Genomic DNA, 23,698 nt, shown 5'->3' on the forward strand with positions numbered 1-23,698 from the left:
TCCCAAGCAATTTCGCGGCTGGGATGTTTGTATAGAAGCCATAGAATGGATAAGAAATGAACGACAATATCGACGATACCAACTTGATCGATCTGACAGCAGACATCGTTTCCGCTTACGTAAGCAATAACACAGTTGCTTCCACGGAGCTTTCCGGTTTGATCAATGAAGTCTACAGCGCTTTGCAGAACACGTCGTCTGCCGCTGCTGAACCAGAGCCAGAGCCGCTGAAGCCTGCTGTTCCGGTCAAGAAGTCGGTCATGCCTGACTACATCATCTGTCTTGAAGATGGTAAGAAGTTCAAGTCGCTGAAGCGTCACCTGCGCACGCATTACGACATGACACCTGAAGAGTATCGCGAGAAGTGGGATCTGGGGCCGGATTACCCGATGGTTGCCCCGAACTATGCTGCAGCGCGCTCGGAACTGGCCAAGAAGATGGGCGCTGGGACAGCAGCGCAAGCGCACCAAGTAAGTTCCTTAGCTCCCGGTTGTGTGACCGGTTGTCAAATGATCGATCAAAAGGCTGCCTGATTGTTCAGGTGGCCTTTTTTTATCTTGCGATGTACCCAATGATTTTCGAAGGATATGACGCAGATGTCATGTTGCAGCGGTCAAGGTCTTCAAGGATCTATTCCCCACGCTATACCTGCTGGTCTGTGATCTAAACCGTTCTATTTTCGATGTTTTATTTTTCAAATTAACAAACTTGATGAACTTATCCCCGGGGGGCGCGGCTGCGCTTAGAATATAGGAACAAAAACCTATTTTAGTCCTGTGCAAATTAAGGGGTATGACATGCGGTTCTGTGGGGATGAACACATCGCAAATGTCTCGGCGCATCACGCGCAAAATTTTCTTCAATTGCTTTACGAAAATACGATTGCCGCACATATGCATCTCATTGAAGGCTTTGTCGCTCCGGCTTTTGGAATTCAGCCCGGTGACATCAATCAGCCGAAGCGTGGCAAAGCCCATGCGGCTGAAGCCCGCCATGTGACGATGTATCTGGCGCATACTCAACTTCATATCCCGACCCATCATATCGCGCGTCATTACACTCGGGATCGTTCAACGGTGGCCTATGCCTGTCGCGCGGTGGAAGACCGCCGCGAGGAGGCTTTTTTCGATGCCATGTTGGGAGAGATTGAAACGCGGGTTCGTGCTTGCAATCTGCCAAGGGTCGAGAGCCCGCTTGTGGGAGGTCAGCAATGAGCACCGCTGCCACATATCCTGAACCCACACCGCAGATGTCACCAATCTCCGGTCCCCTTTCAATGCGGGGATCTCGTCCGGAGCGTAAGACTGTGCTCGCTATTCTGCGCCCCCTGGCAAAGCCTGACACGGCGTTGGTGCGGGAGAAAACCGCACAGGGGAGTCCTACAGGCTGTTGTCGGCAGAAAAACAGGAGGAAGGACCTTTGGTGCAGCCACATGTGGTGCGCGCGCTGTTGTCATCTGGCGCTTTGGTGGAGCGAGATGAAACGCACCTGCATCTGAGCGCTGCTGGAAAGACCCTGTTGCGGCGCATGTTGTCTTCCGCAGGTCTTGATCCGTTTTCTGCCCAGCATACCGAGGTTCGACGTGTTGCAATCCCTGCAGGAGATGACCAGAGAGACCATGGGACGGTGGCAAATGGCGAAAACTCCGTCACCTGTCTCCTCAATCTGAAGGAAAGCCCGCTGGCACTGGCTCGCCAGTCGCAAGAACCGCAAGGGGCAGCCATTGTTGGAACCTGTCCATCTCAAGGCGGGAGAGAGGCTGCGCGCAGACTTCACGTTCTCAGCACGCATGCCGTCTTTCTCCGGTGGTTGGAAAGGGGAAAAGCTCTCAGGCGGTGGTAGGGGGCCGACAGATCTGTCCGACGATGTTCTGGCAGCCCGTCAACGGCTTGAGAAGACGCTGTCCGCTCTTTCTCCGCTGCTTCGGCGCACTCTTATCGACGTCTGCTGCCATTTGAAGGGGCTGGAGGTGATCGAGCGGGAGCAGGGCTGGCCTGCGCGTTCGGGAAAGGTGGTGTTGCAGATCGCTCTTGATGCTCTCGCAGAGGTTTATGGCTACAAGAGCGTGGCTCCGGCGAGACGCGGAAAGATGCGGGCCTCTCGCCTGCAAAATTCTTCCCTCTAGGGTGGGTGGCCTGGTTGATAAAAAAAGGCGCCGCAGAAAAATCTGCGACGCCTTTTTTGTATCTCTTTGGCGTCAAGCCTCAGGACTTGGTCACGGCCAGCTCTTCGCGCGCATCGTTGAAGATGCGATTGACCATGGAGGTCAGGCCGTTGGACCGCTGCGGGCTGAGATGTTCCTGAAGATCGAGCTTTTCAAAGACATCCTGCACATTGGTTTTGAGAATTTCGGTTGCGGTATGACCGGAAAAAACCGCCAGTACCACAGCCACAAGGCCTTTGACGATCAGTGCGTCGCTGTCGCCGCGATAAAACAACAATGGTTCGCCGGTTGCGTTGGTTTCGCGGTGCTTGACCAGCCACACTTGCGAGACGCATCCGCGCACCTTGTTGTTTTCATTCTGTTCGTCCGGGGCCAGCGGCTGCAAGTCTCGACCCAGATCGATCAGAAATTTGTAGCGGTCTTCCCAGCTTTCCAGAAAGTCGAATGATTCGAGAATATCGGTGAGGCTTGTGGTCATAGCAATGCACTGCTTCGAGAGGAGGAAGGCACGGTCAGCGGAGGCCGTGCTCTTTTCCGAATAGATATAGTCTCTCGGCGATGCTTGCAAATTCAGCAAGAAAAAAAGCCGCAAACGGAATGGGCAGCTATCCGTTCGCGGCTTGGTGGCAGAAAATCCACCAGAGTTTTAGTCGTGGATCCGGAAAAAGGTCAGGCCCGGATCAATTCTTGTATTTGCGGAGTGGGTCGACCCAGGGTTTTACGTCTCTGGGCCGCCACGTCGCACTGTTTCGTTCGAATTGCGCATGCTGTACGGGCATTCTTCGCATGGTCGGCCAGCATCGCTAAATCAGATCGAGCGATTCGGGTTCGGCTGTGGCAGCGGAATACGTGTTGCCTTGGCCTTTGTTGGCTTGCCGGTCCACGGCATTTTCAGATCCTGCGCCGTCAGAGTGCCTGTCGGATGGATTGAAACGGAACTGGTAATGATCGGATCGGCGTCGGCGCGGGCTTCCGCCGTCTTTGCATCTTCCACGGCTGGTGGCGTCACGGCGGGCGTGTTGTTGCCATTCAACTTGGAGCCGACGAAATTATAGACGATCTTTGCCCCTTCGGCGGCGTGTGTGCCGATGGAGGCGAGAGCCTGACCGCCGGCTTCGCAAGCCTTCGGGTTGCGATCGCAAAACCCGCCAAGGTCGGAAACGGTTTCCTGCGCGGCGACGATGGCCGTCAGCGGATCAACGCCGGTCTTGGCCTGTGCGGTGTCGGCGGAAGAGGAACTCTCAGACCCGACGCCGAAAGAAATGACGACGAGAACCAGCGTGAGCCAGAAGGCTGTTCTGATCAAGAAAAACATTGGCGCTACCCTTTCAAAGTCCGGCCGGTTGCTGGCTCTTTTGATGGCTCAGCTTCGGCATGAAGATGTTTTTAGCAGGATCGTCCAAAGCTCAGGTTCATTTCACCATCGGCATTTTCATCAAATGGGAATCGAATTTGATTCAAATTTTATGCATTCGATAAACCATTGAAAAATAAGCGATGTGTAAGAAACGAGTGAGATTTTGTTATCCTTTATCGTTCCTTAAGTGGTGCCCGGCATTATGGTGACAGTTGAAGTTGCTTCGGCCGTTGTGCTTGGCCTTGGTGGAGTTGTTGTGCGTAATCACCTGTCCAGATTTGCTCGCGTTACCGAAAGGCTGTGCGCCGCACTGAGGATGTTCGTTCATCCAGGTGCGATCGGGGATTCTCTGGAAGAATCCCGGCACATGTCGTTCTTGGCGGGCGCGGTCCTTGCCGGGTCCTCCGCGCTCGTGATCATGCCGCTGTCGCTGGCTTTGTCCGGTGGCATCAGCCTGCCGATGCTGGTCATTGTGGCCGTCCTGATCGCCCAATGGCCGCTGGCGTTGTATCTGTCGCAAAGCGGTGATCTCGCACGCGCTCATTCTATTTTCCTCGTCCTTCTGGCGATGGCCGTCACAGCCTTGTGCGCCTTGACTGGTGGTCTGCATTCGGCTGGGCTCGCGTGGCTGACGGCGCTGCCTGTTGCTGCGTCAGCCTATGGGCAACGTCGCAAAGGACTGTTCGGTTGCGCTCTGGCGCTTGCCTCTCTGACAACGCTGTCGCTCTTGCCGGAAAGTGCTCAGTTGATCGGGACGCCGCCGGTGTTTGCTGCACTTGCCGGGGGCAGTGCCTGCGCCTATGTGCTCATTCATCTCAATTCGCTCATGTCGGAAAACCGGCACTACCGGGCAGAAGCGCGTGACAGCGATCAACGCTCCGCGCTGGTGACCCGACGCAGCGACAGTCTGACCTGTCGTTTGCAGGACAGCGGACAAATCGACATCCGTGAGGGTGCATTGGAAGCGGTTCTTGGTTTTCCTGAAAATCAGGCCAAAGGCGACTGGCTGTTCTCGCGTCTGCATGTGGCGGATCGTCCAGCCTGGCTGACCGCACTGGCAGATGTTCGAGCCGGAGACCGGGAAACAGCCACCCTGGAAGTGCGCCTGCGCAAAGGCGAAAGCAGTCCCGGCCAAAAGGGGACCGTGGAGTTCGGCTGGATCGAACTGTGTCTCTCAGCCAATCCGCAGGCGACCGATCTGACATTGGATCTGGTTCTTCAGGATATTTCAGTGCGCAAGCTGCATGACGCCGCGATGCATGAGGCCTGTGCGCGGGCTGAAGCAGCAAGCCTTGCGAAGACCCACTTCATTGCCACGGCCGGACACGAGCTGCGCACACCGCTGAATGCCATCATCGGATTTTCCGACATGATGAAGAGCTTGAACGATGAACATCTTCGGCTGGCAAAAACGCGCGAATACGCCGCATTGATCAGCCAGTCGGGACGTCACTTGTTGCAGGTGGTCGAAGAAATTCTCGATACGTCCCGCCTTGAAACCGGGCATATGTCTCTGTCGCTGGAATCCGTCGATCTGGGGCTGTGTCTGAAAGAATGTCAGGCCATGATGGCGCCTGTCGCCAATGAAGCTGGGGTGTCGCTGACCCTGGCTGTGCCGGAGCGCCTGCCACAGGTGCCTGCTGATGCGCGCGCCGTGAAACAGATGGTGTTGAACCTTCTGTCCAATGCCATCAAGTTCTCCCGCTCGGGCGATCAGGTGACTTTGGGTGCTCAACGCGTCGGAGAGAAGGTCGAGCTGGTCGTGCAGGATCACGGCGTCGGTATTCCGCGCGAGGCCCTGTCGCGCCTTGGAGAGCCGTTTGTGCGCATCGCGCCCACCAGCGGAGAATCAATCGGCGGCTGCGGCCTTGGCCTGTCAATCGTCAAAGGCCTGGCGGAGCTGCATGGCGGCGCGCTGAGTGTGGAAAGCGAGGATCAGCATGGAACAAGGGCTCGTGTCTCGCTGCCACTCAGGCACACTGAGGAATCGAATGCGCCGGTTGTGCCGCAGGCACCGTCGGTTCCGCACAACGTGAAAACTGAAATCGACATCGTACATGGTAGAGTTGACGGGGAAGACCGTCGCAGAATTGCATAAGAGACAAGACGCATGGCGCGCATGAAGAACATGAGACGAGAGGACTTGGAAGGAAAACGCTCTGCCGCACAGGCCGGGCGCGTGGGCAGTCTTGCGCGTGACAATCCGGTTGCCATCGGCGGCGCTATCGTGATCCTTCTGACGTCTGGTTTGATCGTTGCCAACGCAATCGGCTTGCAGCCCGGAAAACATCCTGCGCCGCTGTTTCGCACGCGCACGGCTGTCTCCTCGGTGCAAAATGTCGACGCGACCAGCGATGTGAGTGCGCCAAAACCATCGTCTCTTGTTTTGGAAATTCAAACCGGTCTGCGCCGTCTGGGCATGTATGAGGGACCGCTGGACGGCCTGAGCGGACCTGCCACGGAACGCGCCATCCTGCATTATCAGCGCCTCAGTCACATGTCGCAGAGCGGCGATCCCAGTCAGGGCTTGTTAGCCTCCATCACCTTGCAGGATACCTCGGACGGACAGACGATCTCGTCTATTCCTGCACCGATGCCCAAGCCTGATGAGCCATTGATGACGGCCAGCACGTCTTCGTCCAGCCATGACCAATCGAGCCAATACGGATCGGTTGGCCGGATCATTGCGCAGGTCAGCCAGACGCCGGATGACGGCAGCGATGTCACCAACGAGGGGGATCCGGTGTTGCGCGAGGTTCAGGCGCTGCTGGCGAAAGCGGGGTATGGGCCGCTGAAGCCGGATGGCATGATGGGCGGCAACACGGCCAGCGCGATTGAGCGTTTTCAGCTTGATCGGGGCTTGCCGATCACCGGCACATTGACCAATGATGTCATCAAGACCCTTGAACGCGTCAGCGGCAAGAAAATCGGCTGAGACGCGTCGACCAGATGCCCTGACGTCATCTGAAGGAGCGCTTCCATGCGCGTTACCTCTGATTTTTATGTCGCGGCGTTGATCCGCAAGACCTTTGCTGCCAACGGCTATGCCGGGATCATCCGTCGCGGTTCGGAAGAGGCGGGGGCGATCTACATCACCGTGGATCGGCTGGATGGGACTTTCGATTTTTACGGCCCGGCACCGCAAGCCTATTTTCTGGATCAGCCGGATGGGCGCCTTTTCGAGAAGATTTTCTCTCTTGTCGGGCGTGACAAGGTGCAGGCGCGCGTCGACCGCGAGCGCAATCTGGACCCCGATATCTGGATCGTTGAGCTTGAAATGCGCGACGGTGCCGTGGATCTGCCTGTGGTGGACGAGGGCGACGGCGAGAGCGAAAAGCCCGGTGTCAGCGAAGCGGATGCGGTCTTCAAGTTCTGAACGCGGTAGGCCACCGTCTAAAGGCTATCTATTCATTTTGAGACAAGGTGAGCACTTGAGGGAGGCGCAGGTTTTTGCATGCCTGCGCGGATGTCTGCGAGCGCTTTTGCAGGACGATCATGCGATCAGTTACCGCATGATCTCGGATCTCTTCAACCGAAGCGCAGAATTTCTTCGATCTTGTCGATCTCTTCCCAGATTGCCTGACGGGTCGCGCCATCACCGCGGGCGCGGTGACTGTCGAGGTAAACGGCGGAATGGGCCGCAGACTGTGACGTCGGATGGACGTTCGGAGCGACTTTGTTTTCCGTCTCGATCCATGTCGACAGGAACCGGTGGCAGGCACGGTCGCTGACGTTCTGAAAAAACCGGATCAGATCCCGCAGCACCGCATAGGGCAGATAGTCACCGACAAGCCTGACCAGAATCTGCGAGACATGCACCGTTTCAAAGCCAACTGCCTTCAGGCAAATGGCCAGAGCCTGCCCATCATCTTCAAAGACAGCGCGCTCACAGAACTCGCGTGGCAGAGACAGGATGCGGGAAAATTCATCGATAAAGGGATCTTCATCGTCGGCAAATGCGAGTTTCTTCAAGGCCTCAAGCGCATCGGCGGACAGGCGGAACTGCGATAGTGCCGGACCGCTGTTTTGAACATCTTCGACAACGTTCTGCAATTCGATGGCCGCAAGGGCTTCTTTGCGCTGCTCGCCGTCCATGCGCAGATAATGGCGGATCTTGTGGCTGCCGGTCAGGCAGTTGCGCAATTCCGGTTGTTGGCCAAGCACGCTCATGATGTCGGCCCGGCCGCAGATGGTATCGAGGTCCTGCTCGGATACGTTGAATTGCAGACGCGCCAGAACCTGCCAGACAACATCGGGGCCAGCATGGGCCAGCAAGGTGCCAATGATCTCAGCAGACAGGTCGTCGCGCTCGGCAATCACCTTGCGCAGACTGTCGGCGCCATCGCGTGCCTGTGTGATGAGCACATGGGCTGGCAAGTCGGCGACATTGGTCAGGATGATATAAGCGGTCAGCGGATCGGGATCTGAGGCCAGGGCCTCAAGGATCTCGCGCGGCGCATTTTCATGGCGCAACAATTGCTGCAGACGAATGCTACGCTTGTTGGTGTCGTTTGTTGTCGGCAGCAGTTGCAGCGTCAACTCGCGGAACAGGGAAACCTCATAGGCATTGTGATCGTCACGGGCGACAAAAAGTTCGGTGGCAGCCAGAAGAACCCCCTCGGGAGCATCAAAACTGCCCGTATTGGCATTGGATTTTTTGGCAAGGGCGTCATGTTGCACGTTCAGGCGATGCATGGGGTCTCTTCTACGCAAGACTACTAGAGAGCAGAATCTGTTCAGTTCTGTGTATGATTTAAGCGTGAAAGCGTTAGCGGGCTGTTAACCGTAACAGCGCGTAATCAAATAGATCGGTATTGCGTCCCCCGTTTTTTTGCCGGCCGCTGTTGGCCTTGCAGCAAAGGAGCTGACGATGGGAACACTTCTCGACTTTTCCACTGCGCCACGATCCGTCAGGGCTTTGGCGCAGGCGCGTGCAGCCAGACTGCGGCGGTCTTCGCAAGGCCCCGCAGAGCTTGTGCAGTTTCCCAGTGTTCGATATGAAGACAAACCTGTCCCGGACACACGGAATCATGCTGTTCTGGATCGGGAGCAGTCGTCGAAAGAGCCTGCTTCAGAATGACCGACCAGCCATTTCAAGCGGTCGGTGCATGAGCAGCGGAGACCGTTTTATGGGCTACTTGTCGTTCGGATCCTGCAACGTGTTTGCGCGGGCAGGACTGTTGCGATTTGCGAAATCTGCGGCACGCCTTGGCGTGATTGGCACTGGTGGCATCTGCCTGACCCTACTGGCGGGATGCACCCGGCCCGACGGCGACTTTGGCCGCTCTGAACCGGATTTCGTTCATGACAAGGTTATGCCAATCCTGGGCAAGGCCAATGCACGGTTGCGCGGCGATCCCGTTTCGAAATTTCATTACACCGACGATGAAAAGCTGATGCGTCAACGGGCGTGGTCGCTGGTGCGTCCGCCCTGGGCCAAGGACTGGATCGGCGGCACTCTGGCAGAACTGGCGCGCACGCGTGTGCTGCCGGAAACCGAAGGTCGCATTCCGCCAGACCTGTATTATATCTTCCTGAGTTCCGACAAGTTTCGATCCAGCGATGCGCGTTATGACCGTATTGCGTCCGACGCCAAGGGCGATGCGGATCTGGTGATGCCATTCTGCAAGGTGGCCGTGCGGGTCGAGAAGGCCGATGATGAACGTTTGCGCGTGCTCTCCAACAAGCGGGTCACAACGCAGGAGGCCTTCGCAGGCACAAAGGCGCGGGTCTGGGAAAACCGTCAGATCATCGGCTGGGTCGGGCAGGCCTTGCGCTACCGGATGAAAGCCTATGGCGTTGCACTGGACAAGCTGGAGCTTGAAACGCCACCGACCGGCAACCGCTTGTGGGAAGTCAATCAGGCAATCCGGACCCTGCGCGGGCAGGTGCGTCTGGCGGAAAATAAATGCGATACCTATGAGCAGGCTGCGGCAGAGCAAATCTCGCCCATCCGTCATTCCCGCATCTACACCCATTGGGGGATGGAACGTCCCGCGCCGATCAAATAAGCGGTGCGGCTGCAAAGGCGGCTTTGTGGCGCGTTGCCACGCCGCTGGTCCTCCGGTTGCCCTTCTTGAAAAGACATGCGGGTTGTTTGCGTCTGCTCCGACCATTCGAAGCGCAGTTATGGATGCTCAGCCTAGATCTCGGCCAGTCCATCAGTGAGCTTGGCGAGCTTTGTCAGGATGTGGCTCAATTGCTCCAGATCGTCGTCCGACAATTTGCCGAAGGTCTCATCGACGGTCGTGCGGCGGGCTGGTTCCGAGCTTTCAATCGCTGCCCGGCCCTTGTCGGTGAGTTCCAACAGCTTGGAACGTCGATCATCGGGGTCCGGCTTGCGAAGGATCAGCTCCTCACGCTCCAGAGCATCAAGGGCCTGGGTGATGGTGCGTGGTGAATAATTCAGGATCTGAGCGATATCGCTTGCTCGCGGACGCGTCAATTTCTTGATGATGACGAGCTGTTTGTAACGGGCCAGCGATACCCCCTCGCGCGTCATCGCCCGGTCGAGCACCCGGTGCAAGCGAAAATGAATGCGGCCAAAATCTTCAGTAATTTTTGTCAGGTCAGGCATTGTAATTGCTATTCGTGAGGTACCATTATATATGGCTGTGATTGTTTTATAGCTGAGGCGACCAGCGCGCCGCAAGGGTGAACATGCCGCAAGAACCAGACACCACGATTCAATCCAGTGACACCGAGGCACAGAAAAGCGCTTCCACCAGCTCTGATGCCCCGAATGAGCCGCCGAAGCCAGTCAAAACAGGCCGCAGACGCCGTATTTTGCTGGGAGGCGCTCTTGTGGTCATCGTCGCGGTTGGAGCGTGGTACTATCGCTACAAGACCTATGGTCAGTATTTCGAAAATACCAATGATGCTTATCTGCAAGCCAACATTATTACCGTTGCACCAAAGGTCTCCGGTTATGTGGCGAAGGTTCTGGTTCGCAACAATGAGGTGGTTAAAAAAGACCAGCCATTAATGCAGATCGACCAGGACGATTACAACGTCAAGGTGAACCAATACGAAGCGCAAGTTGCCGAAGCGACGGCGAATGTCGCCAGCGCACAAGGCGCCCTGGACGAACAATCTTCGATCATTGCCCAAAACAAGGCCAAAGTCGACGAGATTCAGGTGCAGGCGCAGTACAACCAGTCTCTGGCCGCAAAATATCAGCATCTGGCGGAAACCGGCGCTTCGACCAAGGACAAGTACGACGAATTGGTGATGAACGCCAATGTGTCGAAGGCACAGCTTGAGGCTGCTCAGGCGGCGCTGAAGCAATCCGTCAATCACACGAGCGCGCTGAAGGCGCAGCTTGCTCAGGCTCAGGCGCAGGTTCAAAGCGCAAAGGCTGAACTGGCTGCCGCCAAGACGGATCTGGCCGCGACCACTCTTCGTGCCAGCGCGGATGGGCGCGTTGGCAGCAAGACCGTGCGTGTCGGGCAATATGTTCAGCCTGGCACTCGGGTCATGTCGGTGGTGCCGGTGAATGATGCCTATGTGACTGCCAATTACAAGGAAACCCAGATGGGCCTCATGAAGGTGGGAATGAGCGCCGACGTGACGCTGGATGCCTTGCCTTGACGTGACGCTGAAAGGGCATGTGGAAAGCATCTCGCCAGGAACAGGGGCCGAGTTCTCACTGATCCCGCCGGAAAATGCGACCGGCAACTTCACCAAGATCGTGCAGCGGGTGCCAGTGCGTATCGCTCTGAATGTCGGGCCTGAAACGCGCAAGCTTCTGGTTGCCGGTCTGTCGGCCGATGTCACCGTCGATACCCGCTCCGGCAAGGGACGACTGGACAAGGTGCAGCAAGAGCAGCAGCAATTTGACGGGCAGGGGAAATAACATGGCGGCCACAAAGCCGGTCTCCGAAGAGGACGTCGTCGAACCGGGCGCCTGGCTCGCTGTGGCGGCGGGGACGTTGGGCGCTCTCATGGCGACCCTCGACATTTCCATCGTCAATTCGTCCCTGCCGACCATTCAGGGCGAAATTGGTGCCACCGGCACCGAGGGCACCTGGATTGCCACGGCCTATCTGGTGGCTGAAATCGTCATCATTCCTCTGGCCGCATGGTTGGAACGGGTGTTTGGCCTCAGAACGTTTTTGTTGGTTGCCACGTCGCTGTTCACTGTTTTTTCCATGGTGTGCGGTCTTTCGGACAATCTGATCACAATGATCATCGGGCGCGTCGGACAAGGGTTTACCGGCGGCGCGCTGATCCCCACGGCGATGACTATTATCGCCACCCGGTTGCCACGTTCGAAACAGCCGATTGGCAATGCCATGTTCGGGGTGACTGCCGTGATGGGGCCTGTGATTGGTCCCGTGATCGGAGGCTTTCTGACCGAGAATGTCAGTTGGCACTACGCCTTTTTCATCAACCTGCCGGTGTGCGCCGTGCTGACCACACTGCTCTTGATGGGCTTGCCCCACCGCAAGGCGCATCTTGAACTGGTGCGTGAGGCCGACTGGCTGGGGATCTTCGGGCTGGCCATGTTCCTTGGCGGTCTGACCGTGTTTCTGGAAGAAGGCCAGCGTGAACAGTGGTTTTCATCCGAGCTGATCCGCACGATGGCTGCGGTCTCTGTCACCGGATTTTGCCTCATGATCACCGGACAGATGACGGCCAAACGACCGATCATCCGGCTCAGTCTGCTGCTTGACCGGCAGATTGGGGCAATCGTGATGATGGGCATTGTCGTGGGGATGGTGCTTTACGGTACATCCTACGCTATTCCGCAGTTTCTCGCGACAGTTGCCGGGTACGATGCCTTGCAATCAGGCTACATCGTGCTGCTAAGCGGTTTACCCAGCCTGTGCCTGATGTTCTTCATGCCTCTGTTGGGCAAGTATCTCAATATCCGTTTTGCCGTGGGGCTTGGCATGTTGATCATGGCCTTGAGTGCATGGCTGGAGACCGAGTTGACCCCCACCGCAACCGGCGGAGCCTTCGTTTTTTCGCAGCTCATGCGCGGCACGGGAACGATCCTGAGCATGATGTTCCTGAATCAGGCGTTGATCTCGTCCGTGTCACGTGAAAATGCAGGCGATGCGTCCGGGTTGTTTAATGCCGCCCGTAATCTCGGCGGCTCGCTGGCGCTGGCCTCTATCGCCGTGGTGCAAAGCCAGCGTTTGGCGCTGCATACCTTGCGCATCGACAGCACGATGCCGGCCAACTCGCCTGCGGTGCAGGGATATCTGAGCGATATGACGAACCTGACGGGGAGCTAGTGCCGCAGGCTACGCCATGATCAGCCAGCAGGTGAATACACAGGCGCTTGTGATGACCTATAATGACCTGTTTTATTTGCTGGCCTTGGGAACCTTGATCGTTACGCCTCTGGTGTTTTTCGTGAGGCCCATCGACACGGGCGGCAAGCCTGCCGCCTTGCACTGATCGCAGGCGAACCAAATTTGCCAAAGACAAGAAGAGAGCAGACGCGGGATCTTATCCCGCGTCTGTCAGGTCGCCGCAATAGGCGCTTTTCAGCGCGCTGTTGATTCGGGCACGGTCATAATCGTGATCGACAAAGGCGCGCAGCAGTACGAAGCCGTGCAGGCTCTGACTTTCAATAACGATCATTTCCTTCAAGTCGTCCGGATCCTTCTTGCGCAGCGCATTGAGCTGGCTTGAGGTGAGCACCACCATGGACAGACTGTCGGACCCGACCGTACGGTTGTTGAGGCTGTAGACCACCTTGCCTGCGTCATCAAACAGGCCCATTGACCAGAACGACGTTGGAATGTTGGCCGAAAGATACACCGGCCCATCCTCCAGCGAATAGCTGCAGGTGGCATGGGCCATGGCCGGATCAAGTGAGGGAAGCGGCTCGTTTGCAGGCGTGACTGTATCCAGCAGATTGAATTGCTGTTTCGGGCCCAGATTGCTGACCCGCACGTAGCTGCCGTGTGTGACCTTCTGCGGGATCGTCAGAACAATGAGAATGTGAACGATTGTCGCCAATGCAAGCGTGGCAAGAATGGCAAGCGTCCAACTGAAGCGGGGAGACAGTCTCATTGGCAGCCCAGTCGGGTGATGGCGGGCAGGGAGGCCCCTTTCAGGGCGTCTGCGTTGGTGGCGCGGGTGTCGTAAAGTCTGAGTGTCAGCATGATGTCATTTGAGCGACCCGCCGCCCGCGGTAGTGGCAGCCAGTTGCCAGACTGAGGAATGTTGGCCGCTGTAATCTTGAAGCTGGCATCCGGTTGCCAGAGAATCTGCCGGCTGGAAATATCACTGCGACCGGCGATTGTCTGGCGCAAGTGTCCCTCTCGGTCGGTGGCCGTCAACGTCCACAGGCGTGCGTTTGGCGTCGTCCCGTAGATGCGATAGGTGCAGGACGAATTCAGCGTGCGGCCAAAGCTGTCTGTGCGTGCCTCCATGACCAGCCCTTCGCCGTCTGCCAGCGGGATGCGGGCATCGCGGGTATAGATGGCGTTGGAGTAGGGGTCAGCTTCCAGCGCGGTAGCGCGGGGCGCGACAACCCAGGGACCAATCTTCAGCGGGTCGAGAGGTTGGGCCCGGTCAATCAGGTAATAGGCTGACAGGATGCCCAGAAATGTGCCGAACACCAGAATGAGCATGAGTGTTGCCAGCGACGACAGCGGCGTCGGATGACTGTCACGCAGAATGCGCGGCGTCTCGAAGGGCGCGTCGTCGTGTAGCAAAGGTTCAGGATCGGACAACCGCCGACGTGGCGTGTAACGGGTGGTCATTGGAGGACCCGTTCAAGGTTAGCGACATCTCTGGTGTGCGCCGTGTCTAAGGTAGCTTGTTTGCCCGGCGGGGCGGGTGTGACGTCGCGAACGGGAGCCCGCATGGGACCTGCCGGATCAACTTCGGCGCGAGGCGCGAGGCTTTCAAAGGCGTCTCGAACATCGCTCAGAACCTGTTCGGTCTCTGGTGACAGCTTGTCGGGGCGGGTCTGCGGCTTCTTTTCTTCCACCACCAGCGTTTTGGGGAACCGCGGCAGTGTTGAAATGTCTATGCCGGGCATTGCAGCGGGCGCCATGGTTTTTTGCGCCTTTTCCATATAGGCGTGCCACGTCATGGCAGGCAGATTGCCGCCGGTAACCCGGTTGGTCTCGCTGAAGTTGTCGTTGCCGAGCCAGACCGCTGTTGAGAAGTTGCCGGTGTAGCCGACGAACCACGCATCGCGGTAGGCTGAGGTGGTGCCGGTCTTGCCTGCGGCCACGACGCCCTCAAGGCGAGCCTGCCGCCCGGTTCCGGCTTCCACTACATTCACCAGACACTGGTTCATTTCGGCAACCTGCTTGGCGGGCAGGATGCGCGTGCGGTGCTCCGGATTGCTGTCATGCTTGTAAAGAACATCGCCGTTGCTATCGCGCACATTGACGATGGCATAAGGTTTGGCCCGGTACCCGCCATTGGCAAAGGATGCGTAAGACGCTGCCATGTCGATGACGGACACATCCGAGGCGCCAAGCGGCAGACTGGCCGAAATGGTCAGTTCATGGGTGATACCCATCTTGTAGGCCATCTCGACGATGGCCTTGCGGCCCACTTTCTGTGCGAGGCGGACGGGAACGGTGTTGTAGGAGTGGGTCAGAGCTGTTTCCAGCGTTACGCGGCCATGATAGCGACGACCATAATTGCGCGGGCTCCAATTGCCGATGTGGATTGGCCCGTCAATGATGGTGGTGCTGGGTGTAAAGCCATTGAGAAACGCCGTCATATAGACGAAGGGCTTGAACGATGATCCCGGCTGGCGCAAGGCATCGACAGCACGGTTGAACTGGCTCTTGCCATAAGAGCGCCCGCCGACCATGGCCACCACGGCGCCATCTGGACGCATGGAGACGAGGGCGGATTCATCGACCCGGCGGCTTTCGCTGTTCTGGTCCAGGATCGAGGTGACCGCCTGATCCGCCGCCCGTTGTAACTCGGGTTCAAAGGTGGTGCGCACTGTCAGAATGCGGTTGCGCGACAGGTCAGGTGTTGTCTTGGCGAGGTCGCGGACTTGCTGGAAGGCCCAGTCGAGATAATATTCGGGAGCCTGCTGTTGTGCGCGGTCAATGGCCGTGGCCGGATTACGCCTTGCGCCCAGAACCTGACCTTCTGTCAGATAGCCGGCCTGAACCATATTGGTCAGTACTTCATTGGCGCGGGCGCGGGCGGCGGGCAGATTGACATGCGGAGCGTATTTGGTCGGCGCCTTGTAAAGCCCCGCCAGCATGGCACATTCCGCCAGATTGAGAGAGCGCACATCTTTGCCGAAATAGAATTTTGCTGCCGCGGTCACTCCGAACACGCCCCCCCCATATAGGCGCGATCAAGGTAGAGCTTGAGGATTTCGTCCTTGGACAGATTGGCTTCCAGCCACAGCGCCAGAAAGGCTTCCTTGATCTTGCGGCTCAAGGTGCGCTCATTGGACAGGAACAGGTTTTTGGCCAACTGCTGGGTGAGGGTGGACCCGCCTTGCACCACGCCACCTGCCTGCGCATTGACCGCGATGGCGCGCAATGTGCCCATCACGTCGATGCCGAAGTGTTGGTAAAAGCGCCTGTCTTCCGTTGAAAGCGTTGCCTTGATGAGATTGTCGGGCATTTCAGACAGCGGCACGCTGTCGTTCAGGACAATGCCGCGTCGTCCGATCTCGTCGCCATCGGCATCTTCAAAAGTGACAGCAAAGTCGTTGGTGGTCTTCCAGTCCGCCTTTTCGGTCGCATGGAATGAGGGCTGCGCGAGGGCCAGCATGACGATAAGCCCGGCAATGCCATAGGTAATGCCGTCGGACCCCAGTTCAGCCAACACACGCCAGATGCCACGGGCGCGAAATCGCCGCAAAAAGGCGTCATAATTCTCGAAGAAACGTCTCAGGGCAGAGCCACCACGCCACAGAAAGGTGTCGACCCAAGCATCGCTCAACAGCAGGAACTGGCGCACTGTAAGACGTTGGCGCGGCGCGCGCTCAGGTGCCCCCTCGCCAGATCCGGTGGGCGTGGAAGATGGTATATCCTTCCCCTGCGCATCCGGGTGCTTATCCGCATCCGATGACGTCTTGTCGTCCACCACGTTTCAACGTCCTGCTTGCTGTGTGTCGATCAACCATGATAGGGCGCTGATAATCCCCTTGCCAAAGGAACTCGAAACCGTCGATGAAATCAATCGTAGAACCACATAATTCCAAGGTGAAACCGTTTTGGAAGACAAAACGTCTTGATCAGATGACCAGTGCAGAGTGGGAAAGCCTCTGCGATGGATGTGGACGGTGTTGTCTGAATAAGCTGGAAGACTGGGATACCGGCGCCATTGCGTGGACGAACATTGCCTGTCAGTTGCTGGATGGCGAGAGTTGCCGGTGCAAGGACTATGAAAATCGCGCGGCGACCGTGCCTGACTGTATCCAGTTGACGGTCGAGGAAGTGCAGACACTGACTTGGCTGCCGCCTACCTGCGGCTACCGGCTGATTCGTGACGGCCATGATCTTTACTGGTGGCACCCGTTGGTCTCAGGAGATCCGGAGACCGTGCATCAGGCGGGTATTTCCGTGCAGGGCCGCACGGTCAGCGAAGTCGGCATGGAGTTGGAAGAGTACGAAAGCCATCTGGTCGACTGGCCCGAGCGGGATCCTCAAAAGGATCAGGTCAAAGACTGACGATGCTGCGCTGGCAGCGTAAAAGTGTCCCGCCTCCACTGCAGAGTGGCAGATGAAGGCGGGAGAGGAGAGCGTTAATCGCCGGACTTTTCGTCCGTGTCGCGGGGCGTGTTGTCTTCCTGATCATCGTCCTGACGTTCTTCCTTGGCTTCAGGAACACTTTTGACAGGATCGAAACTTTCTGCCGTGGCCATCGCCCAATAGGTGGAATACCCCGGCAGATCCTTGTCAGACAGCAAGTCGCCCGGCTTGAGCCACTCGATGGCAGTGCTGGCGGGCAGGACCTCTCGGTGGCCTTCGCGTAGGTAGAAGTGTTCCGGTTTGAAATCTCGTGGGCTTTCGTGACCTGAGGCACAGGCAAAGTCCAGAAGGGCTTTCAGTGTGTTGCGATGGAAGTGCCAGACGCGTTCCGACTTTTCCGGCACCACCAGAGCCTTCTGGCGCTTGGGGTCTTGCGTTGCCACACCCACCGGGCAGCGGTTGGTGTGGCAGGCTTGCGACTGAACGCAACCGACTGCGAACATGAAGCCGCGTGCTGAATTGACCCAGTCCGCGCCCATGGACAGCGCTTGCGCAATATCAAACGCGCTGATCAGCTTGCCGCTGGCGCCGATGCGGATGTCGTCGCGCATGTTGGCACCGACCAGCGTATTGTGCAGAAAAGTGAGGCCCTGACGCAAGGGTGTGCCGAGGCGGTTGGAAAATTCCAGCGGTGCTGCCCCAGTCCCCCCTCTGCGCCATCAACGACGATGAAGTCCGGTTTGATGCCGGTTTCCCGCATTGCCTTGACAATGGCCATCAGCTCCCAGCGATGACCGATGCAGAGCTTGAAGCCAACCGGCTTGCCACCGGAGAGCTCGCGCAGCTGCTTGATGAAATTCATCATCTCTATGGGGGTGTTGAACGCGGAGTGGGCGGGCGGCGAAATGCAGTCCTGATCAAGCGGCACATCGCGGGCTTCGGCAATTTCCGGCGTCATCTTGGCGGCCGGGAGAACGCCGCCGTGCCCGGGCTTTGCACCCTGGCTGAGCTTGATTTCGATCATCTTGACCTGTTCGGTTTGCGCATTCTTGGCAAACTTGTCAGGATCAAAGGTTCCGTCATGCTTGCGGCAACCGAAATAGCCGGTCCCCAATTCCCAGATCAGGTCACCGCCGCCTTCCCGGTGATAGCGCGAGATCGAGCCTTCGCCAGTATCATGGGCGAAATTGCCCATCTTGGCGCCCTTGTTGAGGGCTGAGATGGCATTGGCGCTCAAAGCTCCGAAGCTCATGGCGGAAATATTGTAGATGGAGGCCGAATAGGGATGCTTGCAGTCCGGACCGCCGATGAGAACGCGCATCATGTCGTCGGTTTCGATGTTCTCTTCGAGATTTTCTTCTGGACGCTTGGCAGCGATGGAATGGTTCACCCAGGAATATTCGTTGGAATAGACGTTGTATTCCGTTCCGAAGGGCTTGTTGCCTTCGATGTTCTTGGCGCGGTCGTAGACCAGACTGCGCTGCTCGCGTGAGAACGGTGTTCCGTCAAGATTGCTTTCGAAAAAATACTGTCTCAACTCTGGCCGGATGGTTTCCAGCATGTAGCGGAAATGGCCGATGATCGGATAGTTGCGCAGGATCGAATGGCTCTTCTGCATCAGATCGCGCAGTCCGACCAGCATGAGCCCCAATGCCACAAGCGTCAGCCAGATAAAGTCGGGCGATGCGGTTGCGCTTAACAGGATCCCGAGCAGTGTTAGGGCGACAGACAGAACCAAGGCGAAATAGCGGGAAGGAAAAGAAACAATGCTCGAAGGGGTCATGCAATCTCCTGGCGATCAAGGCTGGGCTGCCGAAAACATGCTCATCATAAAATGATTTCAATATCATGTCGTCAGGTTTCGGACCTTCCAGCACGGGGCCGGAGGGGGGCGGCATATGCGCTGGAAGGTCCAAAACCAGGTCGGCTGCGACTTGATAACGGGTTAATGCGAGATCGGCTCCATTACAATTTGGTCATGCCGCGTTTTTCCTGGATCACGTGCCATGCGGCGCACAAGACCTGTCTTGCGCGCCGCTGAAGATCAGGGGCGTTTGAATGTGATGTAGACCTTGCCAACGGGGATGCCCAATTTGGTGACCTTCGAGGTGTTGATCACAGTCTTCGGCCCGGTCTGGGTCAGGGTGTCTGAGAAACGCAATTCGGTCTTGCTATCCTTGACCGGAACGCTGGTGACATAGGAGAACCCAAGCGCTCCCTTGGTGCGACGGGCCTGCACGATGGTCATGACGTCCGAGCGCTGACCGACATAGTGGTCGTTACTGAGCTTTTGAAACACCCATACGGCATGATCGCGCTCACCGTCGTCGTAGCGGATGTCCTCGCGCAGGGTGAAGCGATAGTGGCGCGCATCCCATGAGCCGTGCATATAAGCGGTAAGCTTGCGATGCACACCGGCAATCTTGCTGGTGAACGCACCGTGACCAACTGTGCGGCCCTGGAAAAACGTCTCCAGCACAAGCGGTTTATAGGCGGTTATCTGCTGATGCATCATCGTCTTGTGCATCTTGTCGTGCATCATCTTGGTTTTGTGCATGTCCGTCGCTTGCACGCTTTGTGAGAGGGCAAGACCACCGGCGAGAGGCAGGGTCGCGGCCAGTGTCAGGCTGGCGACAAACCGTCGAAATTGTCTTCTATGCATGAGGATGCTCCATCGAAAAACTGAACGGAAAACTCACTTTGTTTACGAGGGAGACTGGAGATCGGATCGGAAAGATCCTGAAATAGGAATATATTCTTGACAGCGTGACGATGGTCTGATAGGTTTTTGTCATGCTCGAAGAAGTGTAAGACGACTTAACTCATCGGATCCGATTGGTGCTGATGAGATTGAGTCACCGCTTCGGGTTTGCGTCTCCAGACATCTTGAGAGTTTCTGCCCGGCCTGACCTGTCGGTGTTGAGTGATGCTGGAATGTCGTGTCTGGCGCTGTTTGGATGTGTTGGCATTTTTGATGCTGCATCTGTTTCTTGAACAAACATTGTAAGCCGCTTTGGCCGTGTGAGCACAAGTTTCGCTCATTCCGCCCAAGCGGCTTTTTTTATGGCCGAATTTCCGGTTTTGCCGAGGAATAACTGCAAGCGGGAGGCGCAAGTGTCACGCAAGGGTCCAACACGGTTTGCCCAACGCACGGATCGTTTGATGAGGGGGCGAAAGACCGGACGGCACCGCTCAGGCGCATCTCCGTCGGATAAGGACGAGACTGCGCAGTCAGCACTGTCGAGCCAGTCACTTGACCCGTTGGTCTCGTCCGCTGTCGAGGTGCCGGATGAGGTGCGCCAGCTTATGGCGACGCTGCCGGAAGCCACAGGCTCCGACCCCGGCGCATCGTCTGCAGCGGACGGTCAGCCTCACCTTGTGGAGCGCCTCTATCAGGCCTTTGCCAGCCAGGTGGACCAGATGGAAGCCCGGCTCAAGGAGCTGTTGCTGGAAGCGAGTGTCTCCAGCGATCTTGGCGAAATCGACAAGACGGTCAAAACACTTGCCAGTCTTGCCCGCACGCTGAGTGTTCTGCTGGACTTGAAGAAAACCAGCCATCTGGAAAACGAGGGGGCAGACGATGAGCTTGGTGACCCCGAGACCTTGCGGGCCCAGCTTGCGGAGCGTCTTGGCCGCTTGTGTCCGCAATCGCAACCTTGATGCGGCCCTTGCAACCCTTAGTGCGGCGGAAATCCGGTTTCTGCTCACCGATTGGCCGACGTTTGCGCATGACCATCAACTGCCACCACCGGGCGACTGGATGGTGTGGCTGCTAATGGGTGGGCGCGGTGCAGGCAAAACCCGTGCCGGGGCGGAATGGGTGCGTGCCATGGCGCAAGGACATCGACTGGACCGTCAGGGAGACGGTGATCCAATCACCAGGGTTTCAAGCAAGGGGGGGCGACGCAACTGCACACCCGGAGCGCTGCTGCAGGCCCGGCCTATGGACGCATAGCGCTTGTCGGGGAAACACTGGCCGATGTGCGCGAGGTCATGGTTGAAGGGGTCTCCGGCATTCTCAGCGTTCATCCCAAGGCAGAACGGCCGGTATGGACGCCGACACGACGGCGCCTTGAATGGTCCAACGGGGCCATCGCTCAGACGTTTTCCTCCGAAGATCCGGAGGCTCTGCGCGGTCCGCAGTTCGATCTTGCCTGGTGTGATGAAATCGCCAAGTGGCGTTATGCAGAGGAGACCTTCGATATGTTGCAATTCGGTTTGCGGCTGGGCCAGTGGCCCCGCCAGTTGATCACCACCACGCCGCGTCCAGTGCCGATCCTGAAACGCTTGTTGGGGACCGAGCGCACCTGTGTGAGCCATGCACCGACGCGCGCCAATGCACCTTTCCTGGCACCGGGATTTCTGGAGACGGTTGTTGGCCGATACGCCGGGACCCGTCTTGGCCGACAGGAACTGGATGGCGAATTGATCGAGGATCGGCCAGATGCGCTGTGGACACGTGACACGCTGGAGGCCTGTCGAGTGGCACATGCACCCGAAAGCCTGACGCGCATTGTCATCGCCATTGATCCACCGGCAACCTCGGGACGCAAGGCAGACGCCTGTGGCATCATCGCGGTGGGAATGGGGGAAGATGGTCTGGCCTATGTGCTGGCCGATCGATCCCGTCAGCGGGCTCGTCCGTCCGAGTGGGCGGCGGTGGCCACTGGTCTCTGGCACGGGTTGGCTGCCGACTGTCTGGTGGCGGAAGTCAACCAGGGTGGTGAGATGGTGGCCGAGGTGATCGCCAGTGTCGACGCAAGCGTTCCGGTGAAGCAGGTACGGGCGACGCGGGCCAAGTTCTCGCGCGCCGAGCCGGTGGCTATGCTCTACGACCAGGGTCGTGTGCGGCATGTGGGGGCGCTTCCCGAACTGGAAGACGAGATGAGCGATTTCGGTCCCGGAGGCTTGTCGACGGGCCGCTCGCCCGACCGACTGGATGCGCTGGTCTGGGCTTTGACCGACCTCATGCTTGGCCCCAAAGGCGCACCGCGTTTGCGTTCCTTGTAGGCGGGCAGGCGCGTTGCACGCTGACTCAGCGCGAGCCGCTTGAATCACTTTCTGAAACACAGAAGAAAGGCACGCAAGATCATGGGCTTATCCTCCTTCCTTGATTCAGTGTTCGCACGGCAAACAGACCAGCCGCAGGAGGTGAAGGCCTCGCGTGCCGGGCCGCTGCTGGCGCTTCAGGCTCATGCGCAACCGGTGTGGACGCCACGCGATTATGCCGCTTTGACCCGCGAGGGCTTTGCACGCAATCCGGTTGTCTATCGGGCGGTTCGCATGATCTCGGAGGCCGCCGCCAGCGTTCCCCTGTCGCTGTTTGCCGGGCCGCGCGAACTGGTGCAGCATCCCTTGCTGGATCTTTTGACACATCCCAATCAGCAGGAGACGCGCGGCACCTTCCTTGAGACCGTCTATGGTCATCTGCTGGTGTCCGGCAATGCCTATCTGGAACAGGTGTCAGTCGCTGGTATTCCGCAGGAGTTGCATGCGTTGCGCCCCGACCGGGTGCGGGTGGTGCCGGGCAGTGACGGCTGGCCGCAGGCTTATGACTACACCGTGGCCGGGCGTACACTTCGCATTCCGGCGGAGGAAGCAGGCGAAGGTGGGGGTGTCGCGGTTCTGCGGCATCTGAAACTGTTTCACCCGTTGAACGATCACTATGGGTTTGCCCCTATCGAAGCGGCACAGACCAGTCTCGATCTGCACAATGCGGCGGCGAGTTGGAACAAGGCGCTGCTGGACAATGCGGCCCGTCCGTCGGGCGCCCTGGTCTACGGTATGGGGGACAGTGTCAACTTGACGGCAGATCAGTTTGATCGGCTGAAGAGCGAGCTTGAAAGCGGCTATCAAGGTGCGCGAAATGCCGGACGTCCCTTGTTGCTGGAAGGCGGGCTGGACTGGAAGCCGATGGGGATGACGCCCAAAGACATGGATTTCATCGAGGCCAAGAACCAGGCTGCGCGTGAAATCGCTTTGGCTTTCGGGGTGCCGCCCATGCTGTTGGCCATACCCGGCGACAACACCTATTCGAATTATCAGGAAGCCAACCGGGCTTTCTGGCGGGCCGCCGTCCTGCCTCTCGTACAGCGTACGGCGCAGGCCTTGGCAAGCTGGTTGTCACCTGCCTGGAAACTGGATTTGCAATTGCAGCCGGATCTGGACGCCATCGAGGCACTGGCCGGAGAACGCGAAGCGCTGTGGCGACGCGTTGATGCGGCCAGTTTCCTGACCAGCGACGAAAAGCGTGAGGCTGTGGGCTATGGACATATTTCTGGGCGGGATGCCGAACACGCACGCGGTGAGGGGGCATGATGTGGCTGGATGATGTGCCCCGCTCAATCATCGAACGGGGCGATCTCGCTCATATGGCGCTGTTTCTCTGGGCCGCCGCTGCGACGGTGCTGTGCGCCATGGCTGATCCGCGAGTTGGCGGCGTCCAACAAGCGCTTCGCGGATTTCGTAACAGAAATCGGCCACTTGAACCGAAACTTGACTCATTGTCTTAACGCCCGGTCAGCCAAC

20 protein-coding genes and 4 pseudogenes are annotated in these 23,698 nt (G+C 57.9%); 15 read left to right on the forward strand and 9 right to left on the reverse strand.

The features are described 5' to 3' along the window. The first annotated feature begins 56 nt into the window (after positions 1-56). The 3 genes and pseudogenes from AC0L7U_RS16910 (at position 57) to AC0L7U_RS16920 (ending at position 2,125) form a co-directional block, all read left to right on the forward strand. Positions 57-474, forward strand: a pseudogene (locus AC0L7U_RS16910) (Ros/MucR family transcriptional regulator). A 323-nt stretch (positions 475-797) separates the two neighbouring features. Next, a complete protein-coding gene (locus AC0L7U_RS16915; protein ID WP_473692336.1) occupies positions 798-1,214 on the forward strand; it encodes a helix-turn-helix domain-containing protein in 417 nt (138 codons plus the stop codon). 509 nt (positions 1,215-1,723) lie between these two features. Continuing rightward, positions 1,724-2,125: a DUF6456 domain-containing protein gene (locus AC0L7U_RS16920; RefSeq protein WP_473692338.1), complete on the forward strand. Its 402-nt coding sequence runs from the start codon at positions 1,724-1,726 to the stop codon at positions 2,123-2,125. Positions 2,126-2,204: 79 nt separating this feature from the next. Here the strand turns inward: AC0L7U_RS16920 and AC0L7U_RS16925 are convergent, their stop codons facing one another. Both AC0L7U_RS16925 and AC0L7U_RS16930 read right to left on the reverse strand, forming a co-directional pair. Beyond that, positions 2,205-2,642, reverse strand: a complete 438-nt coding sequence (locus tag AC0L7U_RS16925) for a SufE family protein (RefSeq protein WP_473692340.1) — start codon at positions 2,640-2,642, stop codon at positions 2,205-2,207. Between the two features lie 330 nt (positions 2,643-2,972). Continuing rightward, the gene (locus AC0L7U_RS16930; RefSeq protein ID WP_473692342.1) at positions 2,973-3,479 is read right to left on the reverse strand and encodes a DUF5330 domain-containing protein; all 507 of its coding nucleotides are present in this window, start codon (positions 3,477-3,479) and stop codon (positions 2,973-2,975) included. Between the two features lie 244 nt (positions 3,480-3,723). Between AC0L7U_RS16930 and AC0L7U_RS16935 the strand changes: the two genes are divergently transcribed. From AC0L7U_RS16935 to AC0L7U_RS16945, 3 genes are read left to right on the forward strand one after another with little or no spacing between them, the layout of a single operon-like run. Next, positions 3,724-5,619 (forward strand): PAS domain-containing sensor histidine kinase, encoded by a 1,896-nt coding sequence (locus tag AC0L7U_RS16935; RefSeq protein ID WP_473692344.1) that lies wholly within the window; start codon positions 3,724-3,726, stop codon positions 5,617-5,619. Between the two features lie 12 nt (positions 5,620-5,631). Next, a complete protein-coding gene (locus tag AC0L7U_RS16940) occupies positions 5,632-6,456 on the forward strand; it encodes a peptidoglycan-binding domain-containing protein (RefSeq protein WP_473692346.1) in 825 nt (274 codons plus the stop codon). 45 nt (positions 6,457-6,501) lie between these two features. After that, a complete protein-coding gene (locus tag AC0L7U_RS16945; RefSeq protein ID WP_473692348.1) occupies positions 6,502-6,897 on the forward strand; it encodes a DUF1491 family protein in 396 nt (131 codons plus the stop codon). A gap of 152 nt (positions 6,898-7,049) precedes the next feature. Here AC0L7U_RS16945 and AC0L7U_RS16950 read toward each other — a convergent pair whose 3' ends face one another. Further along, entirely contained in the window at positions 7,050-8,216 is a 1,167-nt protein-coding gene (locus tag AC0L7U_RS16950) for a DUF2336 domain-containing protein (protein ID WP_473692350.1), read from the reverse strand. A 413-nt stretch (positions 8,217-8,629) separates the two neighbouring features. On the opposite strand from AC0L7U_RS16950, the gene AC0L7U_RS16955 reads away from it, so the two are divergent. Beyond that, positions 8,630-9,532 (forward strand): hypothetical protein, encoded by a 903-nt coding sequence (locus AC0L7U_RS16955; RefSeq protein ID WP_473692352.1) that lies wholly within the window; start codon positions 8,630-8,632, stop codon positions 9,530-9,532. Positions 9,533-9,663: 131 nt separating this feature from the next. Here the strand turns inward: AC0L7U_RS16955 and AC0L7U_RS16960 are convergent, their stop codons facing one another. Next, positions 9,664-10,098, reverse strand: coding sequence for a MarR family winged helix-turn-helix transcriptional regulator (locus tag AC0L7U_RS16960; RefSeq protein ID WP_473692354.1), 435 nt, complete (start codon positions 10,096-10,098; stop codon positions 9,664-9,666). Positions 10,099-10,181: 83 nt separating this feature from the next. Here AC0L7U_RS16960 and AC0L7U_RS16965 point away from each other — a divergent pair, with 83 nt between their 5' ends. From AC0L7U_RS16965 to AC0L7U_RS16980, 4 genes are read left to right on the forward strand one after another with little or no spacing between them, the layout of a single operon-like run. Beyond that, the gene (locus tag AC0L7U_RS16965) at positions 10,182-11,111 is read left to right on the forward strand and encodes an HlyD family secretion protein (protein WP_473692356.1); all 930 of its coding nucleotides are present in this window, start codon (positions 10,182-10,184) and stop codon (positions 11,109-11,111) included. Beyond that, positions 11,098-11,376 carry a hypothetical protein gene (locus AC0L7U_RS16970; protein ID WP_473692358.1) on the forward strand — a complete coding sequence of 93 codons (279 nt, stop codon included), beginning with the start codon at positions 11,098-11,100 and terminating at the stop codon, positions 11,374-11,376. Before AC0L7U_RS16965 ends, AC0L7U_RS16970 begins: the two co-directional genes overlap by 14 nt. A gap of 1 nt (position 11,377) precedes the next feature. Then, the gene (locus tag AC0L7U_RS16975) at positions 11,378-12,763 is read left to right on the forward strand and encodes an MDR family MFS transporter (RefSeq protein WP_473692359.1); all 1,386 of its coding nucleotides are present in this window, start codon (positions 11,378-11,380) and stop codon (positions 12,761-12,763) included. Between the two features lie 16 nt (positions 12,764-12,779). Then, positions 12,780-12,929 (forward strand): hypothetical protein, encoded by a 150-nt coding sequence (locus AC0L7U_RS16980; protein WP_473692361.1) that lies wholly within the window; start codon positions 12,780-12,782, stop codon positions 12,927-12,929. Positions 12,930-12,980: 51 nt separating this feature from the next. On the opposite strand, the gene AC0L7U_RS16985 is transcribed toward AC0L7U_RS16980, so the two are convergent. From AC0L7U_RS16985 to AC0L7U_RS16995, 3 genes and pseudogenes are all read right to left on the reverse strand, one after another. Beyond that, complete coding sequence (locus tag AC0L7U_RS16985; protein WP_473692363.1) at positions 12,981-13,550, reverse strand: DUF1254 domain-containing protein; 570 nt, start codon at positions 13,548-13,550, stop codon at positions 12,981-12,983. Then, complete coding sequence (locus AC0L7U_RS16990) at positions 13,547-14,245, reverse strand: DUF1214 domain-containing protein (protein ID WP_473692365.1); 699 nt, start codon at positions 14,243-14,245, stop codon at positions 13,547-13,549. Before AC0L7U_RS16990 ends, AC0L7U_RS16985 begins: the two co-directional genes overlap by 4 nt. Further along, positions 14,242-16,505: pseudogene (locus AC0L7U_RS16995) on the reverse strand (transglycosylase domain-containing protein). The gene AC0L7U_RS16990 and the pseudogene AC0L7U_RS16995 overlap by 4 nt, the downstream one beginning before the upstream one ends. 143 nt (positions 16,506-16,648) lie before the next feature. Here AC0L7U_RS16995 and AC0L7U_RS17000 point away from each other — a divergent pair. Next, entirely contained in the window at positions 16,649-17,149 is a 501-nt protein-coding gene (locus tag AC0L7U_RS17000) for a YcgN family cysteine cluster protein (RefSeq protein ID WP_473692367.1), read from the forward strand. Positions 17,150-17,223: 74 nt separating this feature from the next. Here AC0L7U_RS17000 and AC0L7U_RS17005 read toward each other — a convergent pair. Continuing rightward, a pseudogene (locus AC0L7U_RS17005) lies at positions 17,224-18,953 on the reverse strand (FMN-binding glutamate synthase family protein). Between the two features lie 261 nt (positions 18,954-19,214). Further along, positions 19,215-19,832 (reverse strand): DUF3833 family protein, encoded by a 618-nt coding sequence (locus AC0L7U_RS17010; protein ID WP_473692369.1) that lies wholly within the window; start codon positions 19,830-19,832, stop codon positions 19,215-19,217. 452 nt (positions 19,833-20,284) lie between these two features. On the opposite strand from AC0L7U_RS17010, the gene AC0L7U_RS17015 reads away from it, so the two are divergent. From AC0L7U_RS17015 to AC0L7U_RS17025, 3 genes and pseudogenes are all read left to right on the forward strand, one after another. Further along, positions 20,285-20,830: a hypothetical protein gene (locus AC0L7U_RS17015; RefSeq protein WP_473692371.1), complete on the forward strand. Its 546-nt coding sequence runs from the start codon at positions 20,285-20,287 to the stop codon at positions 20,828-20,830. Then, a pseudogene (locus AC0L7U_RS17020) lies at positions 20,751-22,180 on the forward strand (DNA-packaging protein). The gene AC0L7U_RS17015 and the pseudogene AC0L7U_RS17020 overlap by 80 nt, the downstream one beginning before the upstream one ends. 81 nt (positions 22,181-22,261) lie before the next feature. After that, positions 22,262-23,488, forward strand: coding sequence for a phage portal protein (locus AC0L7U_RS17025; RefSeq protein ID WP_473692372.1), 1,227 nt, complete (start codon positions 22,262-22,264; stop codon positions 23,486-23,488). Positions 23,489-23,698: the final 210 nt, after the last annotated feature.

The organism is Roseibium sp. 10G30-5 (genome assembly GCF_055809635.1).